The following is a 24385-nucleotide window of genomic DNA, read 5'->3' on the forward strand; positions in this document are numbered from 1 at the left end:
CAAAGGACTCGTCAGCCTCCAATACGAACGGGCGCCCTCGCGGGCGCCCGTTTTGCTTTGCGTGAAAGCTTGTGCGGATCAGGCGCTGGCGCGGCGCGCCGTCAGCCATTGGTTCGGCGCCAGCGGCTTTGCCACCACCCGCACCTCGCCGATGCTGCCGATGAAGCCGTCCGACGGCGCACGATCCCACCAGCCGCAGCCCAGCGCCCATGGCTGAGACGCCGCCGTGCTCGCGATGCCGTTGCTGCCGATCACGCTCCGCACGACCGGCGCGCCCTCGATGTAGAGCACGGTCGAGTTGTCGCTGGGATCGTTGACGATGGCGAGGTGATACCAGGTGCCGAGCATGATCTCGCCGGACCAGTCGGTCTGCGGCTGCTTGGTCGAACTCGACGGCACGATCTCCCACTGCACCTCGCGCAGATTCGAGATCGCAAACAGGATCGGCGGGGATTCCGGATCGCCGCCGGCATAGCCGGGAAGCCAGCCACGGTTGCCGAAGCGGGTCAGGATGTTGCACCAGGCGTGATCGCTGGCCTTCCAGTTCGGATCGATCTTGATGAAGGTTTCGACTGTGTAGCCGGCGGCGAAGGTCGCCGCGTTGATCGGCGCGTTGGCAGCGGTGGTGAAGAAGCTGAAGCGGCCGCCGCCCTGCTTGGTGGTGTTCAGGAACTGCACGCTGCCCGCGGCCGACGACAGCCGATGCTTGTCGGCGGTGAAGGCCACGTCGGCGATCTGCGCCGCGCCGGCCAGCGATGCGCGCTGCATCGGGTTCGCCGCGGTGAGGTCCGTAAGCGAAGTGCCGGCGGGGACGGCCTTGCCGATCGTGCCGGCGTCGATCCGCCAATGCGCGACCGTCTCGGCGATGAGCGGATAGTCGTGCTCGTTCGTGGGCGGCACCACCACCGGCTCGGGCGCTTCCGTGTAGTTGGCGTAGAGGTCCTGCTTGACCCGCGGCAGGATCGGCGAGCCGACAAGTGCCGGAAGAGGGCAGAAATCGGTGAAGCGGGCGAAGCGCCGCTCGAAATGGATATCGATGGAGAATTCGTGATTGGGCTCGGACAGCCAGGCGCGGTCGAACTGCTTCAGGCTGGCCTTCGGCTTCTCCACCACCCAGGGCGAGAATGAGGCAACGTCGATCTTGTTCTTGGTGAAGTCGAACTCGTAGAGCCGCATCAGGCCGTTGCCGCCCTGATAGGCCATCTGATAGTCGACGACCATCTGGAAGACCGGGTTGTGGAAGTCGTTGACCTTCGTCAGCGTTGCGCCACCATGATAGTGGCCGTTCAAGGTCATGAAGATCTGGTCGTTGTGGCGGATCAGCTTGTCCCAGAGATACTGGCCATAGGCGACTTCGAGCGGGCTGACGCCGTCATTGGCGATGTTGAGCAGTTGGTGATTGACCAGGATCACCGGCAGCATCGGATGGCGCGCGATCATGCTTTGCGCCCAGGCGATGGCATCGTCCGAGGCGCGCCACGACAGCGACAGCACCATGAAGCTGATCCCGCAGGCATGGAATTTATGCGCTTCGTGCCAGCCGCTCGGATGGCGCTCCATGAAGGTCCGCTGCTTCGCCGCGCGGCTGGTGGGAAACCACGACAGATAAGGCTCGGACGCGCTGCGCTGCGCATCGGTACCCGAACTCTGGCTCCACGCACCCTCGAATTCCAGGGCCGACAAGACGTCGTGATTGCCCGCCAGCACCGAATAGGGCTTGTCGGCGGTCTCGAGCAGCTTCATCGCGGCGTCGGCGACCGCCCATTGCTGCGGGTGTTTCACCTGATCCACCACGTCACCGAGATGGATCGTGAATGGGATGTGATACTTCGCGGCGTTGTCGACGATGAACTGCGTCTGCGCCGGATAGGGCGTGCTGCCATATTGGCGCTGGTAGGACTGGCCTTCTTCCGACGTCGCATAGCGCGAGTAGAATTGCGTGTCCGGCAGGACCGCGAGCGCGAAGCTGGTCGTCACCGGGTGGCGGAAGTGCCCGCGCCAGGGAAAAGGCCAGGACCAGGGCCATCGCCCAAATCCGTGCGCGTGGGCGGCCCCGGCCGGCAGCAACCCTGCGCCAAGACCGAGTGCCGAGGCACCCGCGTTACGCAGCAGCGTGCGGCGGTCCACGCCGCTCGGCTCCGAGCCGATCGATTGCCGCGATGAATGGTGCCCTGTGGCCTGCTTGTCGTTTGATGTTTCGTCTTCGAAAGACATTCTCGTCCCCAACCTCAGCGGCGCGTCGTGCCGCGGCGGGGAGTGTTAATTAGACATGATCTCAGATTTGAGAATGTTTCGTTTCGTTTCCGTGAGCCCTTTGCGACCGAGAGAGAATTTCGTCGATCCCCATCGTAGCCAGTCACAACTTTCATGAATGCCGGATCATCTCGGTCAATCAAGGCGCGCATCTCACCGGGCGCGCCGCTTCGTTTTTGAGCCCTGTTTGTCGCTTTTTGTGCGAACAAATTGCCGCCGAGTTGAGCCGGATTTTTCCAGAAAACTTGAACCCGCTCACAAACCTCTTTCGAACAGACCGCTCGGTAGTTTGATCGCGGAAAGGCGGCGCTAACCGAACATTGCGCCGCAACAGCAACCGGGGTGAGACGATGGTGCTCGACAGCCTCACGCTTTATATCGTGGCGACGATGGTTGCGGCGCTGCTCGGCGCCATGCTGCTGTTCTTCGGCCGCGAGCAGAACATCCCGGCGTTGCGCTGGTGGGGCGCAGCCTATGTGCTCGGCTCGGTGTCGGTCGCGCTGTGGACGCTGGTCGGCGAGCGCTTTGGCGAGGTGGTGCCGCTGCTCCTGAGCGCAGTCGGCCTCATCGCCTCGGCCATGGTGTGGAACGCCGCCCGCGTGTTCCATGGCAAGAGCCCGAGCGTCGCCGGCCTTGCGCTCGGCGCCGTGGTCTGGATCGCGAGCGGAACGTTGCTCGATCCGGCCGCGCACGTGCTGCGGCTCACGATCGGGGCCGGACTCGTCGTGATCTATGCGACGCTCACCGCCGCGCAATTGTGGCAGGAGCGCCGCGCCAGCCTGAAGCGGCGCTGGCCGGCCTTGGCCGTCCCGGCGCTGCACGGCTTCGTGCTGATGCTGCCGATCCTGCTCGGCAACATGCTGCGCGATTCCAGCGGCGCCTTCGCCGCCACCTGGGTGACCGTCTTCGCCATCGAACTCGTGCTCTATGCCGTCGGCACCGTGTTCGTGATCTTCATGCTGGTCAATGAGCGCGTCGTCAGCGCGCACAAGCGCGCTGCTTCGATCGATCCCCTGACCGGCCTGCTGAATCGCCGCGGTTTTGCGGATGCCTGCGCGCGGCTGATCGAGCGTGAGGCGCGCGAGGGCCGGCCGGTGACGGTGCTGATCTTCGACATCGATCATTTCAAGGCGATCAACGATCGCTTCGGCCATCCCGCCGGCGACGAGGTCTTGAAACTGTTTTCGGCGGTGGTGGTCAACAACTTGCGCATCACCGATCTCTCGGGGCGGATCGGCGGTGAGGAGTTCGCAGCACTTTTGCCCTGTTCGCTCGGTGAGGGCGTGGTGGCGGCGGAGCGCGTGCGCGAGGTGTTCGCGACATCCGGGATCGTCTGCGACGAGGGTCCGGTCGATACCACCGTCTCGATCGGCGTCGCCGGCGGTCCCGCCGGGACCGAGCTCGAAGTGCTGCTCGCGGCCGCCGACACCGCGCTCTACAAGGCCAAGCGCACGGGGCGCAATCGCGTCGAGACCGCCACCGAGTTACCGCTGTCGCTCGATCACTTCCGGCGGCAGAAGGCAGGGCTGTCCGCCTCCGCGCAGCCGGCTCAACTGGTCGCGCCAACGTGAAGCATTGCGCGCGTTGCGGTAAGGTCTGATTAACCGACGGCTCCGATGATGGCTCCATCATGGAAGCTCAGAACCATACCGCGCTAACCTCGCTTGAGGTGGAGGCCGCGGCCGCGCGCGGCGGCTTTGCCTGCCTGTTCTCGAACTCGGACGAGTTCGAGCAGGCGCTCATCGTGCGCCGCCGCGCCGAGGGCCGTTATCGCCAGTCGTTCCGTCATTGGCCGGTGCTGATGTTTGTCGGATGCGCCATGGCGGTCGCGGGCGTGGTGCTGCTGTTCCACTGATCGCTCCGCTCCGCCAGCGCGAGGCGCCTTTGTCCTGCGCGCGCATTTGCGCTAGACACCGGGCGCACAGCGGGAGGCAAGCACCATGATCACCGAAATCGCCCAGATCGACATCAAGCCCGGCTCGGAGAAGGATTTCGAGGCCGCGGTCGCGAAAGCTCGCGCCGCCTTCGGCCGTTCCAAGGGCTTCCACGGCTTCGAGCTGCACAAGTCGATCGAGAAGCCGCAGCGTTACCGGCTGATGGTGAAATGGGAGACGCTCGAGAGCCACACCGTCGATTTCCGCGGCTCGGAGAATTTCACCGAATGGCGCGGCCTCGTCGGGCAGTATTTTGCCGCGCCGCCGGAGGTCGAGCACACCGTGACGGTGCTGACCTCGGCCGAGTGAGACGGGTATGGCTCAGATCGCCGTAGCTGGATCTTCGACCGTGTGATCGGTCTTGAAATAGTCGATGACGACCTTGGCGATCGCCAGCAGCGGCAGCGCCAGGGTCAGGCCCCAGATGCCGAACACGATGCCGAGCAGGATCTGAAACGCGAACAGAGTCGCCGGCGGGATGTCGAGCGCCTGACGCTGGATCAGCGGCGTCAGCACATAGCTCTCCATCGCGTGCACGCCCAGGAACAGCACCGCGGCGCTGGCGGCCGCGACCCAGCCCGAGGCGAGGCTCGCCAGGACCACGATCACGCCGGCGATGATGGCGCCGACTGTCGGCACGAACGCCAGCAATCCGGCCTGGATGCCAAGGATGAAGGCGGCCTGGATGCCGATGATCGAAAGCCCGATCCAGGTGACCAGGAACACCGCGAACATCGTGATCATCTGGGCGATGAGCCAGCGCTCCAGCGTGTCGCTGATGCGATCGACGATCACGGTGGCCTGTTCCCGATACTTGGAGGGGGCCAGGAACAACAGGCCGCTGCGATAGACCGACGGCTGCGCCGCGAACGCAAGTCCCAGGAACAGCACGATGAAGATGTTGCCGACGGCACTCACCGTGCCGAGCAGGACCTTCAGCGTCTGCGTCACGATCGCGCCGCCGCTCGAGGCCAGCGCACTGGGGGAGGGCAGGCCGCTCGGCAGGCTGTGCGATTGCGTCGCCGCGGGAGCCGTTCGCTCCGAGCCGGAGGTCGTCGAACTGCTGAAGTCGAAATAGCTGGTGTCGATGCCGTGTCCCTCGAGGAAGGCTTTGACATTGCCGAGCTGCGATTTGATCGTGTCGCTCAACACCTTGGTCTGGTCGGCGATGGTGGCGCCGAACAGGGACACGACGCCGGCGAGCAAGGCCGCCAGGGCGAGACAGACGATGATCAGCCTGATCGCGTGCGGCCAATGCAGCACGTGGCCGAGCCGGTTGGTCATCGCGTTCAGCCCGACCCCGAGCAGCATGCCAGCGAACATCAGGAATACGGCCGCGGCGTAGTACCAGGTGAATGCGAGCATCGCGATGAACAGCACGACGCCGATGCCGCCGACGGCGATCGCCCAGGCCAGATCACTGCGGGCCTGCAGACGCGGTTCGGGCGGAACGAGCATGGGGCGTCCTTAAACTCCTAAGGGGCGGTTTGCAGACATGGGCGAAAACCCGGCCGGGATCAAGCGGTATGGCCGCGCCGGTTTGCCGCGATGCGGCGCGTTGGGTTGCCTTGAAACGGCATTGCGGCTGCGCAGGTTCAGATGTTGATCCCCGTCTGCGACGAAGGCATGATTTGCGTTTAACCGCCAGGAGAAGTGGACAAGAGGAATGAAACGTCCGGTGGTCGGCGTGATCGGCAATGCCTATCGCGTCGAGAACAGGTTTACGGTGCAGATGGTCGGCGAGCGCAACCTAAGCGCCGTAGCCGAGGTGGCGGGCGCATTGCCGCTGATGTTCGCCGGGATGCCTGAGATCACGGATATCGGAGCGTTGCTCGACGTCGTCGACGGTATCGTGTTGACGGGTGCTCGCGCCAATGTCCATCCGAGCCGCTTCAATGCCGAGCCGAGCCTCAAGCACGAGCCCTATGACATCCACCGCGACGAGGTCGCCTTGAGGCTCTCGGAAGCGTGTGTCGCGCGCGGCATTCCGCTGTTCGGCATCTGCCGCGGCCTGCAGGAGATGAACGTCGCCTTCGGCGGCTCCTTGCATCCGGAGATCCGCGAACTGCCGGGCCGGATGAATCACCGGATGCCGCGGCTGGAGAATGGCGAAATCCATCCCGATCCGACCGTGATCTTCGCCGATCGCCACGAGGTCAAGCTCACACCGGGCGGGGCCTTTGCCACCATCCTCGGCTGCGACGCGATCAAGGTCAATTCGCTGCACGGGCAGGGCATCCTGGAGCCGGGCGCACGGGTAGTGATCGAGGGCATCGCCGAGGACGGCACGATCGAGGCGATCCGCATCGCGGATGCGCCGAACTTTGCGCTCGGCGTGCAGTGGCATGCCGAGTACGATCCGCAGAAGAACCCGATCAATCGCAAGCTGTTCGAGGCGTTCGGGCAGGCGCTGCGGGGTCATCGTCCGCGCGCAATCGGATAACGTGCCCTGGCCTGGTAGTTCTGAATGGACAGCGGGCCAGGTTCGAAGTTGGCGGCGGCAGTTTGCGACTCGTCGCAGCTTTTCGTTCAGGCATCAGATCGCATTCTGATCAGAACCGGCACGCCCGCCCAAGTTGTCGACCTTCGCTCTTGATCTAAATCAACCCAGCAGGAACCAGCGACCCTAGCCTACATACGAGGGGGCCTTACCTTTTTTTGAGGAGGATATCCCATGCGATATCTGCCGTATTGCGCGGTCATTGCTCTCACGTCGCTGTCATCAGGAATTGCAGCAGCTGAAGACACCCTGAAAGGGACCTACTCGTTTGTCGGCACTCAGGTCTGTCTGAGTTCACCGGCCGGGTTCAAGCGAGACATCAACGGCAACTTCACGATCCCTGTTGGCGAGACCAACGTCAGCCAGACGACCACCGAAGGCGAGATCGTTTACAACGGGGATGGCACAGGCAAGGCCACGCAGACGTTCGTAACCACCGTTCCGCCACCCAATCCTTATGGAGCGGCAATAAGTGCGGGCACGATCTCGTACTCCTTCACCTACGCTCCTGAGTCGGACCGCTCGTACCGCATGATGCTCAAGCCCGATTCCTTTCAAGGAAGGCTCGACGCCGGGCCAAATGCCGGCCAGCAATTTTCCATCGATGTCGGCAGCAGGGTGCTGCGGGTTTCGGACGATCGCAGACATATAACATTCGGGATTGCGAAGCCCTACGTCGAGAAGATCACCTTTTCGGGCTCGCCCGAGTTTCCCGTTCCACGTATCTGTACGGCGATCGGTACTCAGGCGCTGGCCGATAAATCAATCGCCACGATAGGACAGAGCAAATAACTGGATCGTCTTGCCGGCTTGGCCCGATCGGTAGCGGCGGCGGGAAGATATGATCCCGGCGCCGATCAGGGAAGTTGCCATCGCCACGCGCACGGCCCGGGCGATGGCAAGGTCTGCGCTCTCCAAGCGCAATGGCCACTGCTCGCGGACGCGGACAAGCTGTTCATTCGCCCCGCGAGCTGCGACCGATCACGGCTTCGCCAGGTGCCAGGCGCCGTTGAGGAAGCCGTCGCCGCTGACGTCGCCGGCCTTCTGGTCCTTGGCGAAGGTATAAAGCGGCTTGCCCTTGTAGGCCCACTGCTTGGAACCGTCGTCGCGGGTGATGATCGTGTAATCACCGCTGGGCTGATCGCTTGCGCTCGCCTTCAGGACCGGCCAGTTGGTGGCGCAGGGGCCGTTGCAGGCCGACTTGCCGCCACTGTCCTTGTCGAAAGTATAGAGCGACATGCCGCTGGCGTCGGTCAGGATCTGGCCTTTTGCGCTGCTGCCGCTCTTGGTCGGAGGCGCCGCGTTGGCGCTGGAGATCACCGCGAGCGATATCGCGGCCACGAAAAGACTAGCTATCGAAATCCTGGTCATTTCAACTCCCCTCATGAGGTGGATCGCAGAGATAAGGACGCTTGGCGGGGGCTTCTATTCCGTAGCAGCCTTCTTCTTTCGCGCGCGAAACCGCGCAGCCGTCAGCCTGGGAACCGGCGCGATCGCCCGAAGGTGTGGGCAAATGAAAAAGGCGCCCCGCGAGGGGCGCCTTTGCAGTCGCGATGATCCGCCGATTTTTCGTTCGGGCTTAGCCCGAATAGTACATGTCGAACTCGACCGGGTGCGGGGTCATTTCGAAACGCTCGACCTCGGTCATCTTCAGCGCGATGTAGCTGTCGATGAAGTCGTCGTCGAACACGCCACCGGCCTTCAGGAAGGCGCGGTCCTTGTCGAGATTTTCCAGCGCCTCGCGGAGCGAGCCGCAGACGGTCGGGATCTGCTTCAGCTCTTCCTTCGGCAGGTCATAGAGGTCCTTGTCCATCGCCGGGCCCGGATCGAGCTTGTTCTTCACGCCGTCGAGACCGGCCATCAGCATCGCGGCAAAGCCGAGATACGGGTTGGCGAGCGGATCGGGGAAGCGCACCTCGACACGCTTGGCCTTGGGCGAAGCGGTGTAGGGGATGCGGCAGGACGCCGAGCGGTTGCGCGCGGAGTACGCGAGCAGCACCGGCGCCTCATAGCCCGGCACCAGACGCTTGTAGGAGTTGGTCGACGGGTTGGTGAAGGCGTTGATCGCCTTGGCGTGCTTGATGATGCCGGCGATGTAGGACAGGCAGGTCTCCGACAGGTCGGAATACTTGTTGCCCGCGAACACCGGCTTGCCGTCCTTCCAGATCGACTGGTGGACGTGCATGCCCGAGCCGTTGTCGCCGTAGACCGGCTTCGGCATGAAGGTGGCGGTCTTGCCGTAGATGTGCGCGACCTGCTGGATGCAGTACTTGTAGATCTGCATCTGGTCGGCCATCAGCGTCAGCGTGTCGAACTTCATGCCGAGCTCGTGCTGGGCGGAAGCGACCTCGTGGTGATGCTTCTCGACCTTGACGCCCATCTTGGCCATGGCGCCGAGCATCTCCGAGCGCATGTCCTGCACCGAGTCCTGCGGCGGGACCGGGAAGTAGCCGGCCTTGGTGCGGATGCGGTGGCCGAGATTGCCGCCCTCATATTCGGTGTCGGAGTTGATCGGCAGCTCCGACGAATCGAGGCGGAAGCCGGTGTTGTAGGGGGTGGTCTGGTAGCGGACGTCGTCGAACACGAAGAACTCGGCCTCGGGGCCGACATAGACGGCGTCGCCGATGCCCATCGACTTCACCATGGCTTCCGCCTTCTTGGCGATGCCGCGGGGGTCGCGGTTGTAGGGCTCGCCGGTGGTCGGCTCGAGCACGTCGCAGGTGATGATCATGGTGGTTTCGGCAAAGAACGGGTCGATCGTGGCCGTGACCGGGTCGGGCATCAGGCACATGTCGGATTCGTTGATCGCCTTCCAGCCGGCGATCGAGGAGCCGTCGAACATGACGCCTTCAGCGAAAGTATCCTCTTCGATCATGCTGACGTCGAACGTCACGTGCTGCCATTTGCCGCGCGGATCGGTGAAGCGCAGGTCGACGTATTTGACGTCGTTGTCCTTGATCGATTTCAAGACGTCTTTGGCGGTCTTCATGAATACCCCTCTTGGCTAGAGCATGATCCGGACGAGTGCCGACGGCCTTCCGAAAAGGCCATGCCCAATCAAAAATCTAGAGCGCGACGGCGTTCTCCTGGCCGTATCGCGCCCTCAATCTCTTGTCACGGCCCGGCCGCGGGACGGCGACTGCGGGTCATGCTCCATAGCGTCGGGCGGGGCGCAAGACAATATCGTAAAACGCCAAAATAGCCGCCTGCGAGTGTCTTGCATGAGACACCCGAGCTGCCTGCAAGCTGCTTGCGCTGCAAATATTCTGTAAAGGGCTCGGACCGAGCTGCGTCCAAGCCCTGGCTTCCAGTGACGCTAGATTGCGTCGAGCCCGGATTCCCCGGTTCGGATGCGGATGGCTTCCTCGATGTTGGAGACGAAAATCTTGCCGTCGCCGATGCGGCCGGTCTGGGCCGCGCGGCGGATCGCCTCGATCGCGCGTTCGACCAGATCGTCGCCGATCACGATCTCGATCTTCACCTTCGGCAGGAAATCGACGATGTATTCCGCGCCCCGATAGAGTTCGGCATGGCCCTTCTGACGGCCGAAGCCCTTGGCTTCCGTCACGGTAATACCCTGCAGTCCCACTTCCTGAAGCGCTTCCTTCACCTCGTCGAGCTTGAATGGCTTGATGATGGCTTCAATCTTCTTCACTGAGCGCCTCCCGGGCATTCCGACATAAAGAACAGCAAGGTCATCGTCAGGCTGCGCGACGCAGCGCAGATCGTGCAATCACTCGGGTACAGGGCCTGACATGCTTCGGTGGGAGCCCGGCTCGTCACTGCCCGTGTCGCCCGCGCCGAAGCTGCTCCACAAAAGCAGGGTCTATGCCAAACCGTTAACAGGCCCAAATCGAATGATAATCAGGCTCTTAGCACAAGCCCGACGATTCCCTTTTGGGAAAGTCAGAATACCGAAGCCTGCGGAATAGGCAAACAGATGAAATGATGTGCAGAGCGGGCGGCTGCGCGGGCGGCGCCGCCGAATTGCCTCAGGATAAGGCGACTGGATGGCCCGTTCGCCGCTATCTTGCGTGCAATGCCTGCTTGGAACTTCGCCGCGGCCACGGCAATAGAGGCATTGAGGACGGTCGGGCGCCTGAGCCCACGACCTCGCCGTTGGAGCGGCGAGAGGGGACGGGTAGCCTGGCCTAAGCGGGGACGTAAGCCGATGGAAGTTTTGACCACGAGTGAGATGGAGCGCGCCGATCGGCTCACCATCGCCGCCGGTACCCCCGGCTTCTCGCTGATGCTGAGCGCGGGCCAGGCCGTCGCGCAGGCCGCCATGGACCTCGTGGAGGAGGGGCCGATCCTCGTGGTCTGCGGTCCCGGCAACAATGGCGGTGACGGCTTCGTTGCGGCGGCCGAGCTGGCCGCCCAAGGCCGCGAGGTCTCGGTCATCCTAATGTGCGAGCGCGATGCGCTGCACGGCGATGCGGCCTCGGCCGCCAAGGGCTGGAAATACCCGGTGCTGCCGTTCACTCCGCAGGCGATCGGCAAGCCCGCGCTGATCATCGACGCGCTGTTCGGTGCGGGCTTGAGCCGTCCCGTGACCGGCGAGCCGCATGAGATGATCGAGGCGATCAACGCCAATGGTGCCAAGGTGCTTGCGGTCGATCTGCCGAGCGGCATCAATGGCACGACGGCCGCAGTGATGGGGATTGCGGTCCGCGCCACCGAGACCGTGACCTTTTTCCGCAAGAAGCCTGCGCATCTGCTCCTGCCCGGGCGGATGCATTGTGGGCGCGTCCGCGTCGCCGATATCGGCATCGACCCGCGGGTGCTGGCCGAGATCAAGCCGCAGGCTTTCGAGAACAGGCCGGAGATCTGGCAGGCGCAGTTTCCGGTCCCGCACATGGACGGACACAAATACGCGCGAGGGCATGTGCTCGCGGTCTCCGGCGACATGACGGCCACCGGTGCTGCCCGCATGGCAGCGCGCGGCGCGCTGCGGGCCGGCGCCGGGCTCGCCACGCTGGCGTCCCCGCGCGATGCGCTCGCCGTGAATGCGGCGGCGCTGACGGCGGTGATGGTGCGCGCCGTCGATACCCCGATCGAATTCGCCGAACTGCTCGGCGACAAGCGTTACAACACCTGCATCATCGGCCCGGGAGCCGGGATCGGCGAGCGTACCCGCGACCTCGTTCACACCGCGCTGTCGGCGCAGCGCCACCTCGTGCTGGATGCCGATGCCCTGACGAGCTTTGCCGATGCGCCGGAGCGGCTGTTCGAGCAGATCCGCGGCAGCTCGGCGCCGGAAGTGGTGCTGACGCCGCATGAAGGCGAGTTTCCACGCCTGTTCTCCGATCTCAGCAACAAGCATCCCGGCCGCTCCAAGCTCGAGCGCGTGCGCGACGCGGCCGCGCGCTGCGGCGCGGTGGTGCTGTTGAAGGGCGCCGACACCACGGTGGCCGCGCCCGACGGACGCGCCACCATCGCCGCCAATGCGCCGCCCTGGCTGGCCACCGCGGGCGCCGGGGACGTGCTGTCCGGCATCATCGCAGGGCTGCTCGCCCAGGGCGTGCCCGCATTCGAAGCCGCCAGCATCGGCGTGTGGATGCATGGGGAGGCCGGCACCGAAGCCGGGCCGGGCCTGATCGCGGAAGATCTGACCGAGACGCTGCCGGCGGTCTTCCGGCGCGTGTATAATGCGTTCGGCGTTGAATATTGAGGGGGCCGTTCAGTCGATTTCGACCGCAACTTGCCGGACCACGGTCTGATTTCGATTGCCCCCAATGTGAATCAGCGCGGGTCAACGTGTGGCCCCACCAACGACCAGTTCGGCGGCGTGAGCAAGGATCTCGCCATGATGGTCGCGGCCTCGCCGGTTAACAGGTGGAGACGCCCGAATAGGTAGCGGTACGGAACGACGGCGGCGCCAGCGCAGGGGTGTCCCGGCTGAGCGCGCTGACGACATAGCCGAAGCGCCTCACGCTCGGAACGACGCATCCAGCGTCGTCCCGCCGTGGTGTCCTAGGTGATATTAAAGCCGCATCCGTCGGTACGCTGCCATATGGCTTGGATTCACTTGGCGATGGTCGACCGGGGTAACTACGAACCGCCGCTGGAGCCGAGACCGCGGCGAATCGTAAAGCGAACTGAAGTGAGCGTCATCGGTGGTCATGTATTAGCGATTTTTGGAACCAATAAATGAAGGACTCGGACATCGTGCTGGATATGATCGGTCTGCTGCTTCAGCTCTCCGACTGAACGTTCGAGCTTATGCTCCATTTCAGCAATCTTCTCCATCAGCTGCTTGGATGTAGCCGAAATCTGTGCATCCGCTTCCTCAGCAATAGCCTCGCTTAAAACTTGATTTACCCACGCGCCGAACTTCATACCTCGCTTGCGGGCGGCAACTCTGCTGGCTTCTAAGGTATCCTTATCGATTCCCTTGACTGTCCATTGAGTCATATTCGCTTGGGCGGGTGTTTGTATCGTTTTCGCCCTGCTTGATTTTTCGCCTGACCTTTCCGTTGACCGCCGTGACTCTCGACCGGCGTGGTCCTGCCTGTTCAACATCTCAAACCCCTGACGTTGCTGGATGGTTGTGCTTCTGTTCGGAACGACGGAACGTTGTCCGAACCCTCCGTATTTGACCAGACATAACTCGTGGCAGTGCTATTCTATAGCTACTCTCTGGCTAGGGAAGTACCTAAACCCGATTCTGCGGGCAGAACAGTTAAAATAATCTTCCCGAAGAAGCCGGATTGGGGTACTTTTTGGTCGACAGCCTGTCGAATCCGATGGTATACGGACAAACATTTTGGTGTTTCGCCTGCTGCAACCGCCCTCGGGGGGCCACATTGGAACTCCAACGTCTCCAACACATTGCCCAGTGTCTTCAGCGCGACCTGGATTACCATAGTAAGCGGCTGGCGCGTGCGATTCCGGGTTATGCTCGGCGGTTCGGGCCATCGCTGAAGCTTTACCCGAAACCGTATCTGGTCAAAAACCTGAGAACAGACGCGGCGTTCAAGTTGTCGCCGTCTGGGCAACTCACCTTCAACGCGGCCGGGATACGGCTGTTCCACCGACCCATTGACGAAAAGGAGGCTGCCGGGCTGCTGCCGTCAGACCTTGCGGATACAGCACGTCAGATTGCTGTCGAGCAGCTCATCGTTCATGAATTGGATCACGTAAGCACCGGCCTGATCACATTCGATGACGTGCAAGCGCTGAAGGCGATTGCGGGAAGCAACACGCTAGGGGAGATTGATCTGAGGGCGGACGTCAGCGCCGCTCAGATTTGCGCGCGTCTCGAGATGTTTCGGGCTGAGGAGCGCGGTGTGGCGAACTACGCAAGTCGACTGCAGCAGCAGTTGCTAGTCATGGGGGCCTACGCGTTCCCCGCCTTCCGGGCACCATCGGACAAGCCGCACAAGCGTCAGCGGTTCCTCGGCCTAGCCATGATGTCCGCGCGCATCAACGGCTTCCTGAGCAGGGGTGCCAAGCTCGAATCAAACGAACTCCCGATTGACACTGCCATTTACCCGCAGATCGACATAGCGACCGGGCGCGTGTTGTTGTTTGCCTTCGGTCCTGAGCGCTTCCTGTGGGGAAACGCGACGGAAATCGACCCTGCCTACTTGGCAAAGACCTGCGATGGTCTCGACAAGGAGCCCTTCGAACGGTCGGTTGGTCGCGCGGCGCGGATTCTTAGGGAGGTGGGTCCCGCTACCAACCCGGTGGCCGACAGCAGTGCTCAGGCGGTTGCCGGCGGTCAGCGCGGATAGGTCTCTGCTGGATCCCCTGGACGGCTCCATGATGGAGATCCGTAGTCGAGCTTGCTGAGGATTGCGTGGAGATTGGCGCGCCTGCCATTAGTGACTGCGAGCGACGCTGCCTCCTATTGACTGTGCGTTGGGCCGCGGTTGTGATGCTATTGGTGACGCGATCCTGGGCAACCGCCGGGGCGCGCACCTTCGTCGCTGCATTGCGATCTCGACACCCGGCGCCGCTGCTCGGCCTCTTTGCCGAATGAATGGACCGTTGGGCGTAAAATCGCCCGCCGCTATACCTGATACTTCGCCACCGCGCTTTCGTTCCAGGTGAGGCCAAGGCCGGGACCGCGCGCGGTCACCGTGCCGTCCGCGACCTGAACCGGGTTCACCAGGATCGCGCCCGCGATATCCAGCAGCTCCAGCCAATGCGCTGTCGGCGTCACCGCCAGAACATGCGCGCTCGCCTCGGGCAGGAGATGGCTCGACATCGGGATCGAGGCGCCATCCGCCTGGCCGGCCACATTGAGCCAGCCGGTGATGCCGCCGACCTTCATCAGGTCGGGCATGATGAAGTCGGACGCGCCGGCCGCGATCGCTTCGGCGAAGCCGCGCGGAAACCACCAGTTCTCACCGGCCTGGATCGGGACCGCTGAGCGCTCGCGCACCCTGGCGTGGCCGGAGAGGTTCTCCTGCGGCACCGGCTCCTCGATCCAGGTCAGATCGTAGGCTTCCAGCCGCGCGATCCGCCTGATCGCCTCGGTCGGATCGAGCGACTGGTTGAAGTCGAGCATCAGCGCGACGTCGGGGCCGAGCAGGGCGCGCAAGCCTTTGACCATCTGTTCGTCGATCGCGAGATCGCCGTGGCCGCCCTTGGTCTTGACGCCGTGAAAGCCCTGCTCCGCAATCGATTGGCGCAGCAGGCGCGCGTCGGCGACGGGATCGAGCACGCCATAACTGTCATAGGCGCGGATCGGCCGTGCCGTGCCGCCGAGCAGTTCGGCGACCGGCTTGCCCGCGACCTTGCCGCGCGCATCCCAGAACGCCATGTCGAGGCCGGACACGGCCATGCCGACCAGGCCCTGCCAGCCGAGCAGACGGAATTTGGCATCGAGCATGTGCTGCAGATCGAACGGTGCGACCGGCTTGCCGACAAGGTCACGGCCGATCTCCTCGACCAGCAGGACGAGGGGTTTCAACACCTGCCGGGTGTAGGCAAAAACATATGAGTGCCCGGTGACGCCCTGATCGGTCGCGACGTCGATCAGCACCAGGGGCCCCGCCTCGATCACACCGAAGGCATTGCGGACGGGACGCTTGAGCGGGGCGACGACGGCGCGGGCCGTGACGCCGGTAACGGCGGGGACGGTCATTGTTTTTGTCCTTGTTCCGGTCGTCGGGCCGGTTGCCTCAGCTGATCTCATACCAACGCACAAGTCGGGGCGCGGCCCAGTCGGCTCCCATGCTCTCGATCAGGAAGCGCCCGGCGGTGTCGGCGGCGAAGGCGATGCGCTGGGTCTGCGCGGGTTGGAACGCCAGCGTATCCAGCCAATAGGGCTTCCAGCCGTCGTCGAGCCGGTCGAGCAGCCGGAAGTGGTGACCATGGAGATGAACCGTCGTCGCGATCGCGGCGCGGTTGGTCAGCGCCAGCACCACGGTTCGACCGGCTTTGGCGTGGAAAGCGGGGCTGCTGGCGGCCGTGAAATTGGCTGGCGCTAGCCATTCAGCCCCGTCGAGCGCGAACTCGGCCCTGACCGCATTCTTGAGGTCCAGCTTCTCGGGCAGGCCGTTGGACGGCAGCGCCGGCGCCGCTGGCAGCGGCGCGGTGCGCAACGGCGGCTCCTCGGATCGCACCAGGCGGCCGATCGGACGGGCGGTGCTGCCGTCGTGCAGCAGGATCGGCAGCGGCGCCGTGGTGGCGGCCGGCATGTCGATCAAGACATCGGTGCGGCCGCCCGGCGGCAGCACCACCGCGCCATTGCGGGCGAGGAACGGTTCGGCCGGCTGGCTGTCGATGGCCATGACGCGGACCTCGAGATCGGCGATTTTTACCGCGATCACAGCGCGTTGGCAGCCATTGATGAAGCGGAGCCTGATCCGGTCATGCGCCCGGGCGCGAAGCTCCGGCAGCGATTGACCGTTGACGGTGAAGGCCGTTTGCGCGTCGTGCGGGTCGCGGCCGGGGGCTAGCGCCGTCCCGTCGGGCGTCAGGCGCCAGTCTTCGATCAGGAAAATCTCGTCCCGATCGACCGTTAGCGGTTGCGCTTCATCGACGATGACAGGGAGGGCCCGCCCGGGCGCCCGAGCGCCATCCAACAGCAGACGGAGGTCCAGAATGCCGGTGCCGGCGCTCGGGCCCCCGATCTTGAAGTTCGCGCTGGCGGCCGGCGCCAGCGCCGGCTGTCCGAGCAGGGGCTCGAAATCCATGACCGGGCTCGGGCCGCGAAAGGTCAAAGTGGTGGGGACCGGCAAATCGTTGACCAAAGCCAGCGGCGTCACGCTGCCTTGCCGTGTCCGCAACTGGGGCTCGGAACTTGCCAGCCCCCAGGCCGATGCTGCGGGCTGACCGGACATTAGGGGCAAGGATTCGGCCCGGGCACGCAGGCGAAGCGGAGAGGGGGCGGCCGCCGCAGCGCGAGTACAGGCGAGCGGTCGCATCAAGCCGATGCCAAGCCCTGTGCCAAATCCCGCCAGCAGGCTGCGCCGGCTCAGTGCGCCCAGACTAGCCTTCATCGCGAAAACATCGCACATTGAGGGGGATGCAAGCCATCTTTATCTCCCTATCTTTACTGCGCTGCTTCAACGTCCGGCCGGGGCCAAAGCGCTGTTGACGGTCCATTTTTTTGCTGCGGCGAGGTTCGCGCGTGGTATAAGCCGCGCCGCCCGCGGCATCGCGGCCGGGCTTACGACGCAGTTCACGCGGGCGTGGCGGAACTGGTAGACGCGCTGGATTTAGGTTCCAGTGACGAAAGTTGTGGGGGTTCGAGTCCCTCCGCCCGCACCAAGCGCTATCCTGGCGTTTGCCCTGAGATTTGCGGCCGAACTCGTTCTCTGGCCAAGAGAATCGGGTTCGCCATCCACCGGCGCAAGGCCATTCGGCCGCGCGTCGATCATAATTGAGAGTGCCCCGGCCGGACGAGCCGGAGCCGAAGCGGAAGAAGATTGACGCCATGCAGGTCACAGAAACCTTGTCGCAAGGGTTGAAGCACGAGTTCCAGGTCAGCGTTCCCGCCGCCGATCTCGACGCCAAGGCGGGCGCCAAGCTGTTCGATCTGAAGGACAAGGTGCGCCTCAATGGCTTCCGTCCCGGCAAGGTGCCGGTCGCGCACCTCAAGAAGATCTACGGCAAGTCGGTGATGGCCGAGACGGTCGACGAGACGATCCGCGACACCAACACGCAGATCTTCACCGAGCGCGGCTTTCGCCTCGCGACCGAGCCCAAGGTGACGATGCCGACCGAGGAGGCCGAGGTCGAGAACATCCTCTCCGGCAAATCGGACCTGACCTATACCGTCTCGGTCGAAGTGGTGCCCGCGATCACGCTGGCGGACTTCAAGAGCTTCTCGGTCGAAAAGCCGGTGGCCGAAGTTACCGATGCCGAGGTCGATGAGGCGGTCAAGCGCCTGGCCGACAGCAACCGCAGCTACACGCCCAAGGCGGAGGGCGCCAAGGCCGAGAACGGCGATCGGGTCACGGTCAATTTCAAGGGAACCATCGACGGGACGCCGTTCGAAGGCGGCACCGGCGAGGGCATTGACGTCGTCATCGGCTCCAACACCTTCATTCCCGGCTTCGAGGATCAGCTGACTGGCGTCGGCGCCGGCGAGACCCGCACCCTGAAGGTGACGTTCCCGGCGAACTATCTGAACGACAAGCTGGCCGGCAAGGCCGCGGAATTCGAGACCACCGCGACGGCGATCTCGGCTCCGCAGGAGACCGCCATCGACGACGAATTCGCCAAGACGCTCGGCGTCGAATCGCTCGAGAAGCTGAAGCAGATGATGCGCGACCGGCTCACGAGCGAGTTCAACGCGGCATCGCGCCAGCGCGTCAAGCGCGCGCTGCTCGACAAGCTCGACGAGGCGCACAAGTTCGAGGCGCCGCCGTCGCTGGTCGATGAAGAGTTCAACCTGATGTGGAACTCGATCAAGGCCGAGATGGAATCCTCCGGCAAGTCCTTCGCCGACGAAAACACGACCGAGGAGAAGGCGCGGGACGAATACCGCACCATCGCCGACCGCCGCGTGCGGCTCGGCCTCGTGCTGTCGGAGATCGGCGAGAAGAACAAGATCACCGTGACGGACGACGAGGTCGGCCGCGCCGTGATCGAGCGTGCACGCTCGATGCCGGGCCGTGAGAAGGAGGTCTGGGATTACTATCGCAGCAACGCCCAGGCGCTCGCCCAATTGCGTGCCCCGATCTATGAGGAGAAGGTCGTCGACTTCATCCTCGAGCTCGCCAACGTGGCCGAGAAGAAGGTCTCCAAGGACGAGCTGTTCAAGGAAGACGAGGACGAGAAGGCGGCCTGATCGGCCGCTCTCTCGCGACGATTGCGCATCAGCTTTCAATTAACGTTGACCGGCGAAACCGCCGGTCTTCGCCATTCCAGCCGCTAGGCGGGGCTGCGGGAATCGGCTTCAACGTTGTTCAACGTTCATCGGCCCTGGTCGCAGGGGACCTTTCGTTCCTGGTCTTGTCACCGGGAATTTGGTCTATATCTGTGAACGCGGTCTTTGAAGTTCTGCATCACGGGATGTCTGCCCGCCGCTCGCTCTCTCATCCATCGGTTCTCGGAGCAGGAGCACATTTTTCGCGGCGGCAGGGATCCCAAACGGCTGGTCCAACTTTTGGGTGAAACATGCGCGATCCCGTCGAAACCTACATGAACCTGGTGCCTATGGTGGTCGAACAGACCAACCGCGGTGAGCGCGCCTACGACATCTTCTCCCGCCTCCTGAAGGAGCGCATCATCTTCGTGACCGGTCCGGTCGAGGACGGCATGTCGACGCTGATCGTCGCGCAGCTGTTGTTCCTGGAAGCGGAGAACCCGAAGAAGGAAATCGCGATGTACATCAACTCGCCGGGCGGGGTGGTGACGTCGGGTCTGGCGATCTACGACACGATGCAGTTCATTCGTCCCGCCGTATCGACGCTCTGCACCGGGCAGGCGGCCTCGATGGGCTCGCTGCTGCTGGCCGCCGGGCACAAGGACATGCGCTTTTCGCTACCGAACTCGCGGATCATGGTGCATCAGCCCTCCGGCGGGTTCCAGGGGCAGGCGACCGACATCATGCTGCACGCCCAGGAGATCCTGAACCTGAAGAAGCGGCTGAACGAGATCTACGTCAGGCATACCGGCCAGACCTACAAAGCGATCGAGGATGCGTTGGAACGCGACAAATTCCTCACGGCGGAAGCGGCCATGGAATTCGGTCTGATCGACAAGGTTCTCGACAAGCGGCCGGAGGATCCGGCGCCGTTGGCCAAGGCGCTCTAAGCCGAGCCAGGCGAGAGCGGTATTATGGCACGGCGGCACATCTGCCGCCGGAGCCTTGCCCTTGATGCATGTCGCAGTGGCAAGGGCGCAACGATCGGCCGATTTCGTGCGTATTGACCCGTGTCAAGGCCGAAAATCACGGTAATGTCACGGTTTGAGGCGTGTCATCCAATTAGCGAATTCTTGATAGTCGGATGACAGCATGGTTGGCTAGAGTCAGCGTTTATGCATCGCGGGGGATTCGCGCAGGCCGTGAGTCACACGGCACGTAAATGGCAAGGGTTTAGTTTTGGTACGGAATTTGCTCTTTCACCATTCCGGTCCGGCGATTGCCGGATTGGTACGAACGAGCGGACAAGATCGAACCGCGGACGGAGACAGGAATGAGTAAGGTCGGCACGGGCGACTCCAAGAACACGCTATATTGCTCGTTCTGCGGCAAGAGCCAGCACGAAGTCCGCAAACTGATCGCGGGTCCCACCGTCTTCATCTGCGACGAATGCGTCGAGCTCTGCATGGACATCATTCGCGAGGAGAACAAGTCCTCGCTGGTGAAGTCGCGTGACGGCATTCCGACCCCGAAGGAGATCTGCAAGGTTCTCGACGATTACGTGATCGGCCAGAGCCATGCGAAGAAGGTGCTCTCGGTCGCCGTGCACAATCACTACAAGCGGCTGAACCACCAGACCAAGCACTCCGACGTCGAACTCGCGAAGTCGAACATCCTGCTGATCGGCCCCACCGGCTCGGGCAAGACGCTGCTCGCGCAGACGCTGGCGCGCATCCTCGACGTGCCGTTCACGATGGCGGATGCGACGACGCTGACCGAAGCCGGCTATGTCGGCGAGGACGTCGAGAACATCATCCTGAAGCTGCTGCAGGCGGCCGACTACAATGTCGAGCGCGCGCAGCGCGGCATCGTCTATATCGACGAGATCGACAAGATCAGCCGCAAGTCGGACAACCCCTCGATCACGCGCGACGTGTCGGGCGAGGGCGTCCAGCAGGCGCTGCTCAAGATCATGGAAGGCACGGTGGCCTCGGTGCCGCCGCAGGGCGGGCGCAAGCATCCGCAGCAGGAGTTCCTGCAGGTCGACACCACCAACATCCTGTTCATTTGCGGTGGTGCGTTCTCTGGACTCGAGAAGATCATTTCCGCGCGCGGTCGGGCGACCTCGATCGGCTTCGCGGCCCAGGTGCTGGCGCCGGAAGACCGCCGTACCGGCGAGATCTTCCGTCACGTCGAGCCGGAGGATCTCCTGAAGTACGGCCTGATCCCCGAATTCGTCGGCCGTCTGCCGGTCGTGGCGACGCTCGAGGATCTGGACGAGAACTCGCTGAAGAAGATCCTGACCGACCCGAAGAACGCGCTGGTGAAGCAGTACCAGCGGCTGTTCGAGATGGAGAACATCGAGCTCACCTTCGCCGACGAGGCGCTGGGTGCTGTTGCCCGCAAGGCCATCGAGCGCAAGACCGGTGCGCGCGGTCTGCGGTCGATCCTCGAGAGCATCCTGCTGGAGACGATGTTCGACCTGCCGGGCCTGGAAGGCGTCGAGGAAGTGGTGATCTCGCGCGAGGTGGTCGAGGGCACCGCGCGTCCGCTCTACATCTACGCCGATCGGTCCGATCGCGCCGTGGAAAGCAGCGCCAGCGCGTGATGCGCGCTGGCTGCAAGACCTGACGTCGCGATTTTTTCGGAATATGAGTCGCTGCGGACGATGTCCGCGGCGACATATTTGCTCAGCGTCCCGCCGCGTAAGCCTTAATTGGCGGGTGTTTTCCGACACTTGACTCCCCCTGGGTCGATAGCCACCTAATGTGCGTGGCGGAAAAATTCTCGATCCTGGGATTCGCCTCAACAACGATCCGAAACAAGCGGGCGACTCCAAAGCGTCAGTGAAGTCCGGATCAGATCGCACCTTGTGGCGGTTGCGCGAGCGAGCGGGCTGCGTGCAAGGGGGCAAAACAAAAGGAACAGGCCATGACCACCCCTAAACCCCGGCCAACCATCGTCTATGGCGAAAGCCACGCCTATCCGGTGCTTCCGCTCCGCGACATCGTCGTCTTCCCGCACAACATCGTGCCGCTGTTCGTTGGCCGCGAGAAATCGATTCGCGCGCTCGAAGAGGTGATGAAGAACGACGCGCTGGTCATGCTGGCGACGCAGAAGAATGCGTCCGATGACGATCCAGCTGCGGATGCGATCTACGAGACCGGTACGCTTGCAAGCGTTCTGCAGCTGCTGAAGCTGCCCGATGGCACCGTGAAGGTCCTGGTCGAAGGCCTGGAGCGCGCGCGCGTCGAGAAGTACACCGACCGGGCCGATTATTATGAAGCGACCGCCGTCGCGCTTGAGGATACCGACGCTAAGTCGGTGGAGGCCGAAGCGCTGGCGCGGTCCGTGGTCTCGGATTTCGAGAGCTATGTGAAGCTGAACAAGAAGATCTCGGCTGAGGTCGTCGGCGTCGTTCAGTCGATCACCGATTTCGGCAAGCTGGCCGACACTGTCGCTTCGCACCTCGCCGTCAAGATCGCCGATCGCCAGGGCATCCTGGAGACGCTGTCCGTCACCACGCGCCTGGAGAAGGTGCTGGGTCTGATGGAGAGCGAGATCTCGGTGCTGCAGGTCGAGAAGCGGATTCGTTCGCGCGTCAAGCGCCAGATGGAGAAGACCCAGCGCGAGTACTACCTGAATGAGCAGATGAAGGCCATTCAGAAGGAGCTGGGCGACGAGGACGGCCGCGACGAGCTCGCCGATCTGGAAGAGCGCATCAACAAGACCAAGCTCTCCAAGGAAGCGCGCGAGAAGGCGCAGCACGAATTGAAGAAGCTGCGTCAGATGTCGCCGATGTCCGCGGAAGCGACCGTCGTGCGCAACTACCTGGATTGGCTGCTGTCGATCCCGTGGAACAAGAAGTCCAAGGTGAAGAAGGATCTGGAGGCCGCCCAGGCGGTGCTGGATGCGGATCACTATGGGCTGGAGAAGGTCAAGGACCGCATCGTCGAGTACCTGGCGGTGCAGTCGCGCGCCAACAAGCTGACCGGCCCGATCCTGTGCCTGGTCGGACCTCCCGGCGTCGGCAAGACCTCGCTCGGCAAGTCGATCGCCAAGGCCACGGGACGCGAGTTCGTGCGTGTCTCGCTGGGCGGCGTGCGTGACGAGGCCGAGATCCGCGGTCACCGCCGGACCTATATCGGTTCGATGCCCGGCAAGATCATCCAGTCGATGCGGAAGGCGAAGACCTCCAACCCGCTGTTCCTCTTGGACGAGATCGACAAGATGGGCTCGGATTTCCGGGGTGACCCGTCATCCGCGCTGCTGGAGGTCCTCGACCCCGAGCAGAACACGACCTTCAACGATCACTATCTCGAGGTCGACTACGATCTGTCCAACGTGATGTTCATCACGACCGCGAATACGCTGAATATTCCGGGGCCGCTGATGGACCGCATGGAGATCATCCGGATCGCGGGCTACACCGAGAATGAGAAGGTGGAGATCGCGCGCAAGCATCTGATCCCGAGCGCGCTGTCGAAGCACGGTCTGGATTCGAAGGAATGGTCGATCGACGACGACGCGTTGCTGCTGATGATCCGCCGCTACACCCGCGAAGCGGGCGTGCGCAACCTCGAGCGTGAGCTCTCGACACTGGCCCGCAAGGCGGTGAAGGAGCTGATGATCTCGAAGAAGAAGTCGGTGAAGGTCACCGAGAAGACCCTTGAGGACTTCCTGGGTGTTCCGAAATATCGCTTCGGCGAGATCGAACAGGACGATCAGGTCGGAATCGTTACAGGCCTGGCCTGGACCGATGTCGGCGGCGAACTGCTCACCATCGAAGGCGTCATGATGCCCGGCAAAGGCAAGATGACGGTGACGGGCAATTTGCGCGACGTCATGAAGGAGTCGATCTCGGCGGCGGCGTCTTACGTCCGGTCGCGTGCGATCAACTACGGCATCGAGCCGCCGATGTTCGATCGGCGTGACATCCACGTCCACGTGCCGGAGGGGGCGACCCCGAAGGACGGCCCCTCGGCCGGCGTGGCGATGGCCACCGCGATCATCTCGGTCATGACCGGCATCCCGGTCCGCCACGATGTCGCGATGACCGGTGAGATCACGCTGCGCGGACGGGTGCTGCCGATCGGCGGCCTGAAGGAGAAGCTGTTGGCTGCTGCCCGCGGCGGCATCAAGACGGTGCTGATCCCCGAAGACAACGCCAAGGATCTCACGGAGATTTCCGATGCGATCAAGGGCGGTATGGAGATCGTTCCGGTCGCCCGCCTCGACGACGTCGTCGCTCGCGCCCTGGTGCGCAAGCCGGTGCCGATCGTCTGGGAAGAGGATGCCAAGGTGCCGGTGAATGCCGCTGAGGGCGACGAAGCCGCCGGTGGCCTGACCGCACACTAAGATCGAACGAGATGAACGAAACGGCGCCTCCGGGCGCCGTTTTTGTTTCAGCGAGGGCGCCGCATCGACGAG

Annotated in this window: 19 protein-coding genes and 1 tRNA gene; 12 read left to right on the forward strand and 8 right to left on the reverse strand. The window is 63.3% G+C overall.

The annotated features are described in order from the left end of the window. Window positions 1-78: 78 nt before the first annotated feature. A complete protein-coding gene (locus QX071_RS14665; RefSeq protein WP_315703427.1) occupies window positions 79-2214 on the reverse strand; it encodes a LamG-like jellyroll fold domain-containing protein in 2136 nt (711 codons plus the stop codon). A 389-nt stretch (window positions 2215-2603) separates the two neighbouring features. Between QX071_RS14665 and QX071_RS14670 the strand changes: the two genes are divergently transcribed. The 3 genes from QX071_RS14670 (at window position 2604) to QX071_RS14680 (ending at window position 4496) form a co-directional block, all read left to right on the forward strand. Continuing rightward, entirely contained in the window at window positions 2604-3824 is a 1221-nt protein-coding gene (locus QX071_RS14670; RefSeq protein WP_315703428.1) for a GGDEF domain-containing protein, read from the forward strand. Window positions 3825-3883: 59 nt separating this feature from the next. Beyond that, on the forward strand, window positions 3884-4108 hold the full coding sequence (locus QX071_RS14675; protein WP_315703429.1) for a hypothetical protein: 225 nt from the start codon (window positions 3884-3886) through the stop codon (window positions 4106-4108). An 85-nt stretch (window positions 4109-4193) separates the two neighbouring features. Next, window positions 4194-4496 carry an antibiotic biosynthesis monooxygenase family protein gene (locus QX071_RS14680; protein WP_315729055.1) on the forward strand — a complete coding sequence of 101 codons (303 nt, stop codon included), beginning with the start codon at window positions 4194-4196 and terminating at the stop codon, window positions 4494-4496. Between the two features lie 12 nt (window positions 4497-4508). Here QX071_RS14680 and QX071_RS14685 read toward each other — a convergent pair whose 3' ends face one another. Next, window positions 4509-5645 (reverse strand): AI-2E family transporter, encoded by a 1137-nt coding sequence (locus QX071_RS14685; protein ID WP_315703431.1) that lies wholly within the window; start codon window positions 5643-5645, stop codon window positions 4509-4511. A gap of 208 nt (window positions 5646-5853) precedes the next feature. Between QX071_RS14685 and QX071_RS14690 the strand changes: the two genes are divergently transcribed. Together QX071_RS14690 and QX071_RS14695 are read left to right on the forward strand one after the other, a co-directional pair. Then, window positions 5854-6630, forward strand: coding sequence for a gamma-glutamyl-gamma-aminobutyrate hydrolase family protein (locus tag QX071_RS14690; RefSeq protein WP_315703432.1), 777 nt, complete (start codon window positions 5854-5856; stop codon window positions 6628-6630). A gap of 231 nt (window positions 6631-6861) precedes the next feature. Further along, window positions 6862-7479 carry a hypothetical protein gene (locus tag QX071_RS14695; RefSeq protein ID WP_315703433.1) on the forward strand — a complete coding sequence of 206 codons (618 nt, stop codon included), beginning with the start codon at window positions 6862-6864 and terminating at the stop codon, window positions 7477-7479. Window positions 7480-7668: 189 nt separating this feature from the next. Here QX071_RS14695 and QX071_RS14700 read toward each other — a convergent pair whose 3' ends face one another. From QX071_RS14700 to QX071_RS14710, 3 genes are all read right to left on the reverse strand, one after another. Then, the gene (locus QX071_RS14700) at window positions 7669-8058 is read right to left on the reverse strand and encodes a hypothetical protein (protein ID WP_315703434.1); all 390 of its coding nucleotides are present in this window, start codon (window positions 8056-8058) and stop codon (window positions 7669-7671) included. 208 nt (window positions 8059-8266) lie between these two features. Further along, the gene (glnA, locus tag QX071_RS14705; protein WP_315703435.1) at window positions 8267-9676 is read right to left on the reverse strand and encodes a type I glutamate--ammonia ligase; all 1410 of its coding nucleotides are present in this window, start codon (window positions 9674-9676) and stop codon (window positions 8267-8269) included. A gap of 327 nt (window positions 9677-10003) precedes the next feature. Continuing rightward, window positions 10004-10342 (reverse strand): P-II family nitrogen regulator, encoded by a 339-nt coding sequence (locus tag QX071_RS14710; protein WP_009027873.1) that lies wholly within the window; start codon window positions 10340-10342, stop codon window positions 10004-10006. Window positions 10343-10858: 516 nt separating this feature from the next. On the opposite strand from QX071_RS14710, the gene QX071_RS14715 reads away from it, so the two are divergent. Continuing rightward, window positions 10859-12358: an NAD(P)H-hydrate dehydratase gene (locus QX071_RS14715; RefSeq protein ID WP_315703436.1), complete on the forward strand. Its 1500-nt coding sequence runs from the start codon at window positions 10859-10861 to the stop codon at window positions 12356-12358. A gap of 449 nt (window positions 12359-12807) precedes the next feature. Here QX071_RS14715 and QX071_RS14720 read toward each other — a convergent pair whose 3' ends face one another. Then, complete coding sequence (locus QX071_RS14720) at window positions 12808-13209, reverse strand: hypothetical protein (RefSeq protein WP_315703437.1); 402 nt, start codon at window positions 13207-13209, stop codon at window positions 12808-12810. A gap of 284 nt (window positions 13210-13493) precedes the next feature. Here QX071_RS14720 and QX071_RS14725 point away from each other — a divergent pair, with 284 nt between their 5' ends. Further along, a complete protein-coding gene (locus QX071_RS14725; RefSeq protein WP_315703438.1) occupies window positions 13494-14423 on the forward strand; it encodes a hypothetical protein in 930 nt (309 codons plus the stop codon). Window positions 14424-14701: 278 nt separating this feature from the next. On the opposite strand, the gene QX071_RS14730 is transcribed toward QX071_RS14725, so the two are convergent. Beyond that, window positions 14702-15781 (reverse strand): enolase C-terminal domain-like protein, encoded by a 1080-nt coding sequence (locus QX071_RS14730; RefSeq protein ID WP_315703439.1) that lies wholly within the window; start codon window positions 15779-15781, stop codon window positions 14702-14704. Between the two features lie 37 nt (window positions 15782-15818). Continuing rightward, on the reverse strand, window positions 15819-17066 hold the full coding sequence (locus tag QX071_RS14735) for a multicopper oxidase family protein (RefSeq protein WP_315703440.1): 1248 nt from the start codon (window positions 17064-17066) through the stop codon (window positions 15819-15821). A 261-nt stretch (window positions 17067-17327) separates the two neighbouring features. On the opposite strand from QX071_RS14735, the gene QX071_RS14740 reads away from it, so the two are divergent. The 5 genes from QX071_RS14740 to lon all read left to right on the forward strand — a co-directional run bounded on the left by QX071_RS14740 (window position 17328) and on the right by lon (window position 24313). Further along, window positions 17328-17412 (forward strand) — tRNA-Leu (locus QX071_RS14740). Window positions 17413-17578: 166 nt separating this feature from the next. Beyond that, window positions 17579-18937, forward strand: coding sequence for a trigger factor (gene tig / locus QX071_RS14745; protein ID WP_315703441.1), 1359 nt, complete (start codon window positions 17579-17581; stop codon window positions 18935-18937). A 329-nt stretch (window positions 18938-19266) separates the two neighbouring features. Beyond that, window positions 19267-19905 carry an ATP-dependent Clp protease proteolytic subunit gene (locus tag QX071_RS14750; RefSeq protein WP_315703442.1) on the forward strand — a complete coding sequence of 213 codons (639 nt, stop codon included), beginning with the start codon at window positions 19267-19269 and terminating at the stop codon, window positions 19903-19905. A 383-nt stretch (window positions 19906-20288) separates the two neighbouring features. Beyond that, complete coding sequence (gene clpX, locus QX071_RS14755) at window positions 20289-21563, forward strand: ATP-dependent Clp protease ATP-binding subunit ClpX (RefSeq protein ID WP_315703443.1); 1275 nt, start codon at window positions 20289-20291, stop codon at window positions 21561-21563. 323 nt (window positions 21564-21886) lie between these two features. Continuing rightward, a complete protein-coding gene (gene lon / locus QX071_RS14760; protein ID WP_315703444.1) occupies window positions 21887-24313 on the forward strand; it encodes an endopeptidase La in 2427 nt (808 codons plus the stop codon). The last annotated feature ends 72 nt before the right edge of the window (window positions 24314-24385 follow it).

It is taken from the genome of Bradyrhizobium sp. SZCCHNS1022 (genome assembly GCF_032484835.1).
Taxonomy (GTDB): domain Bacteria; phylum Pseudomonadota; class Alphaproteobacteria; order Rhizobiales; family Xanthobacteraceae; genus Bradyrhizobium.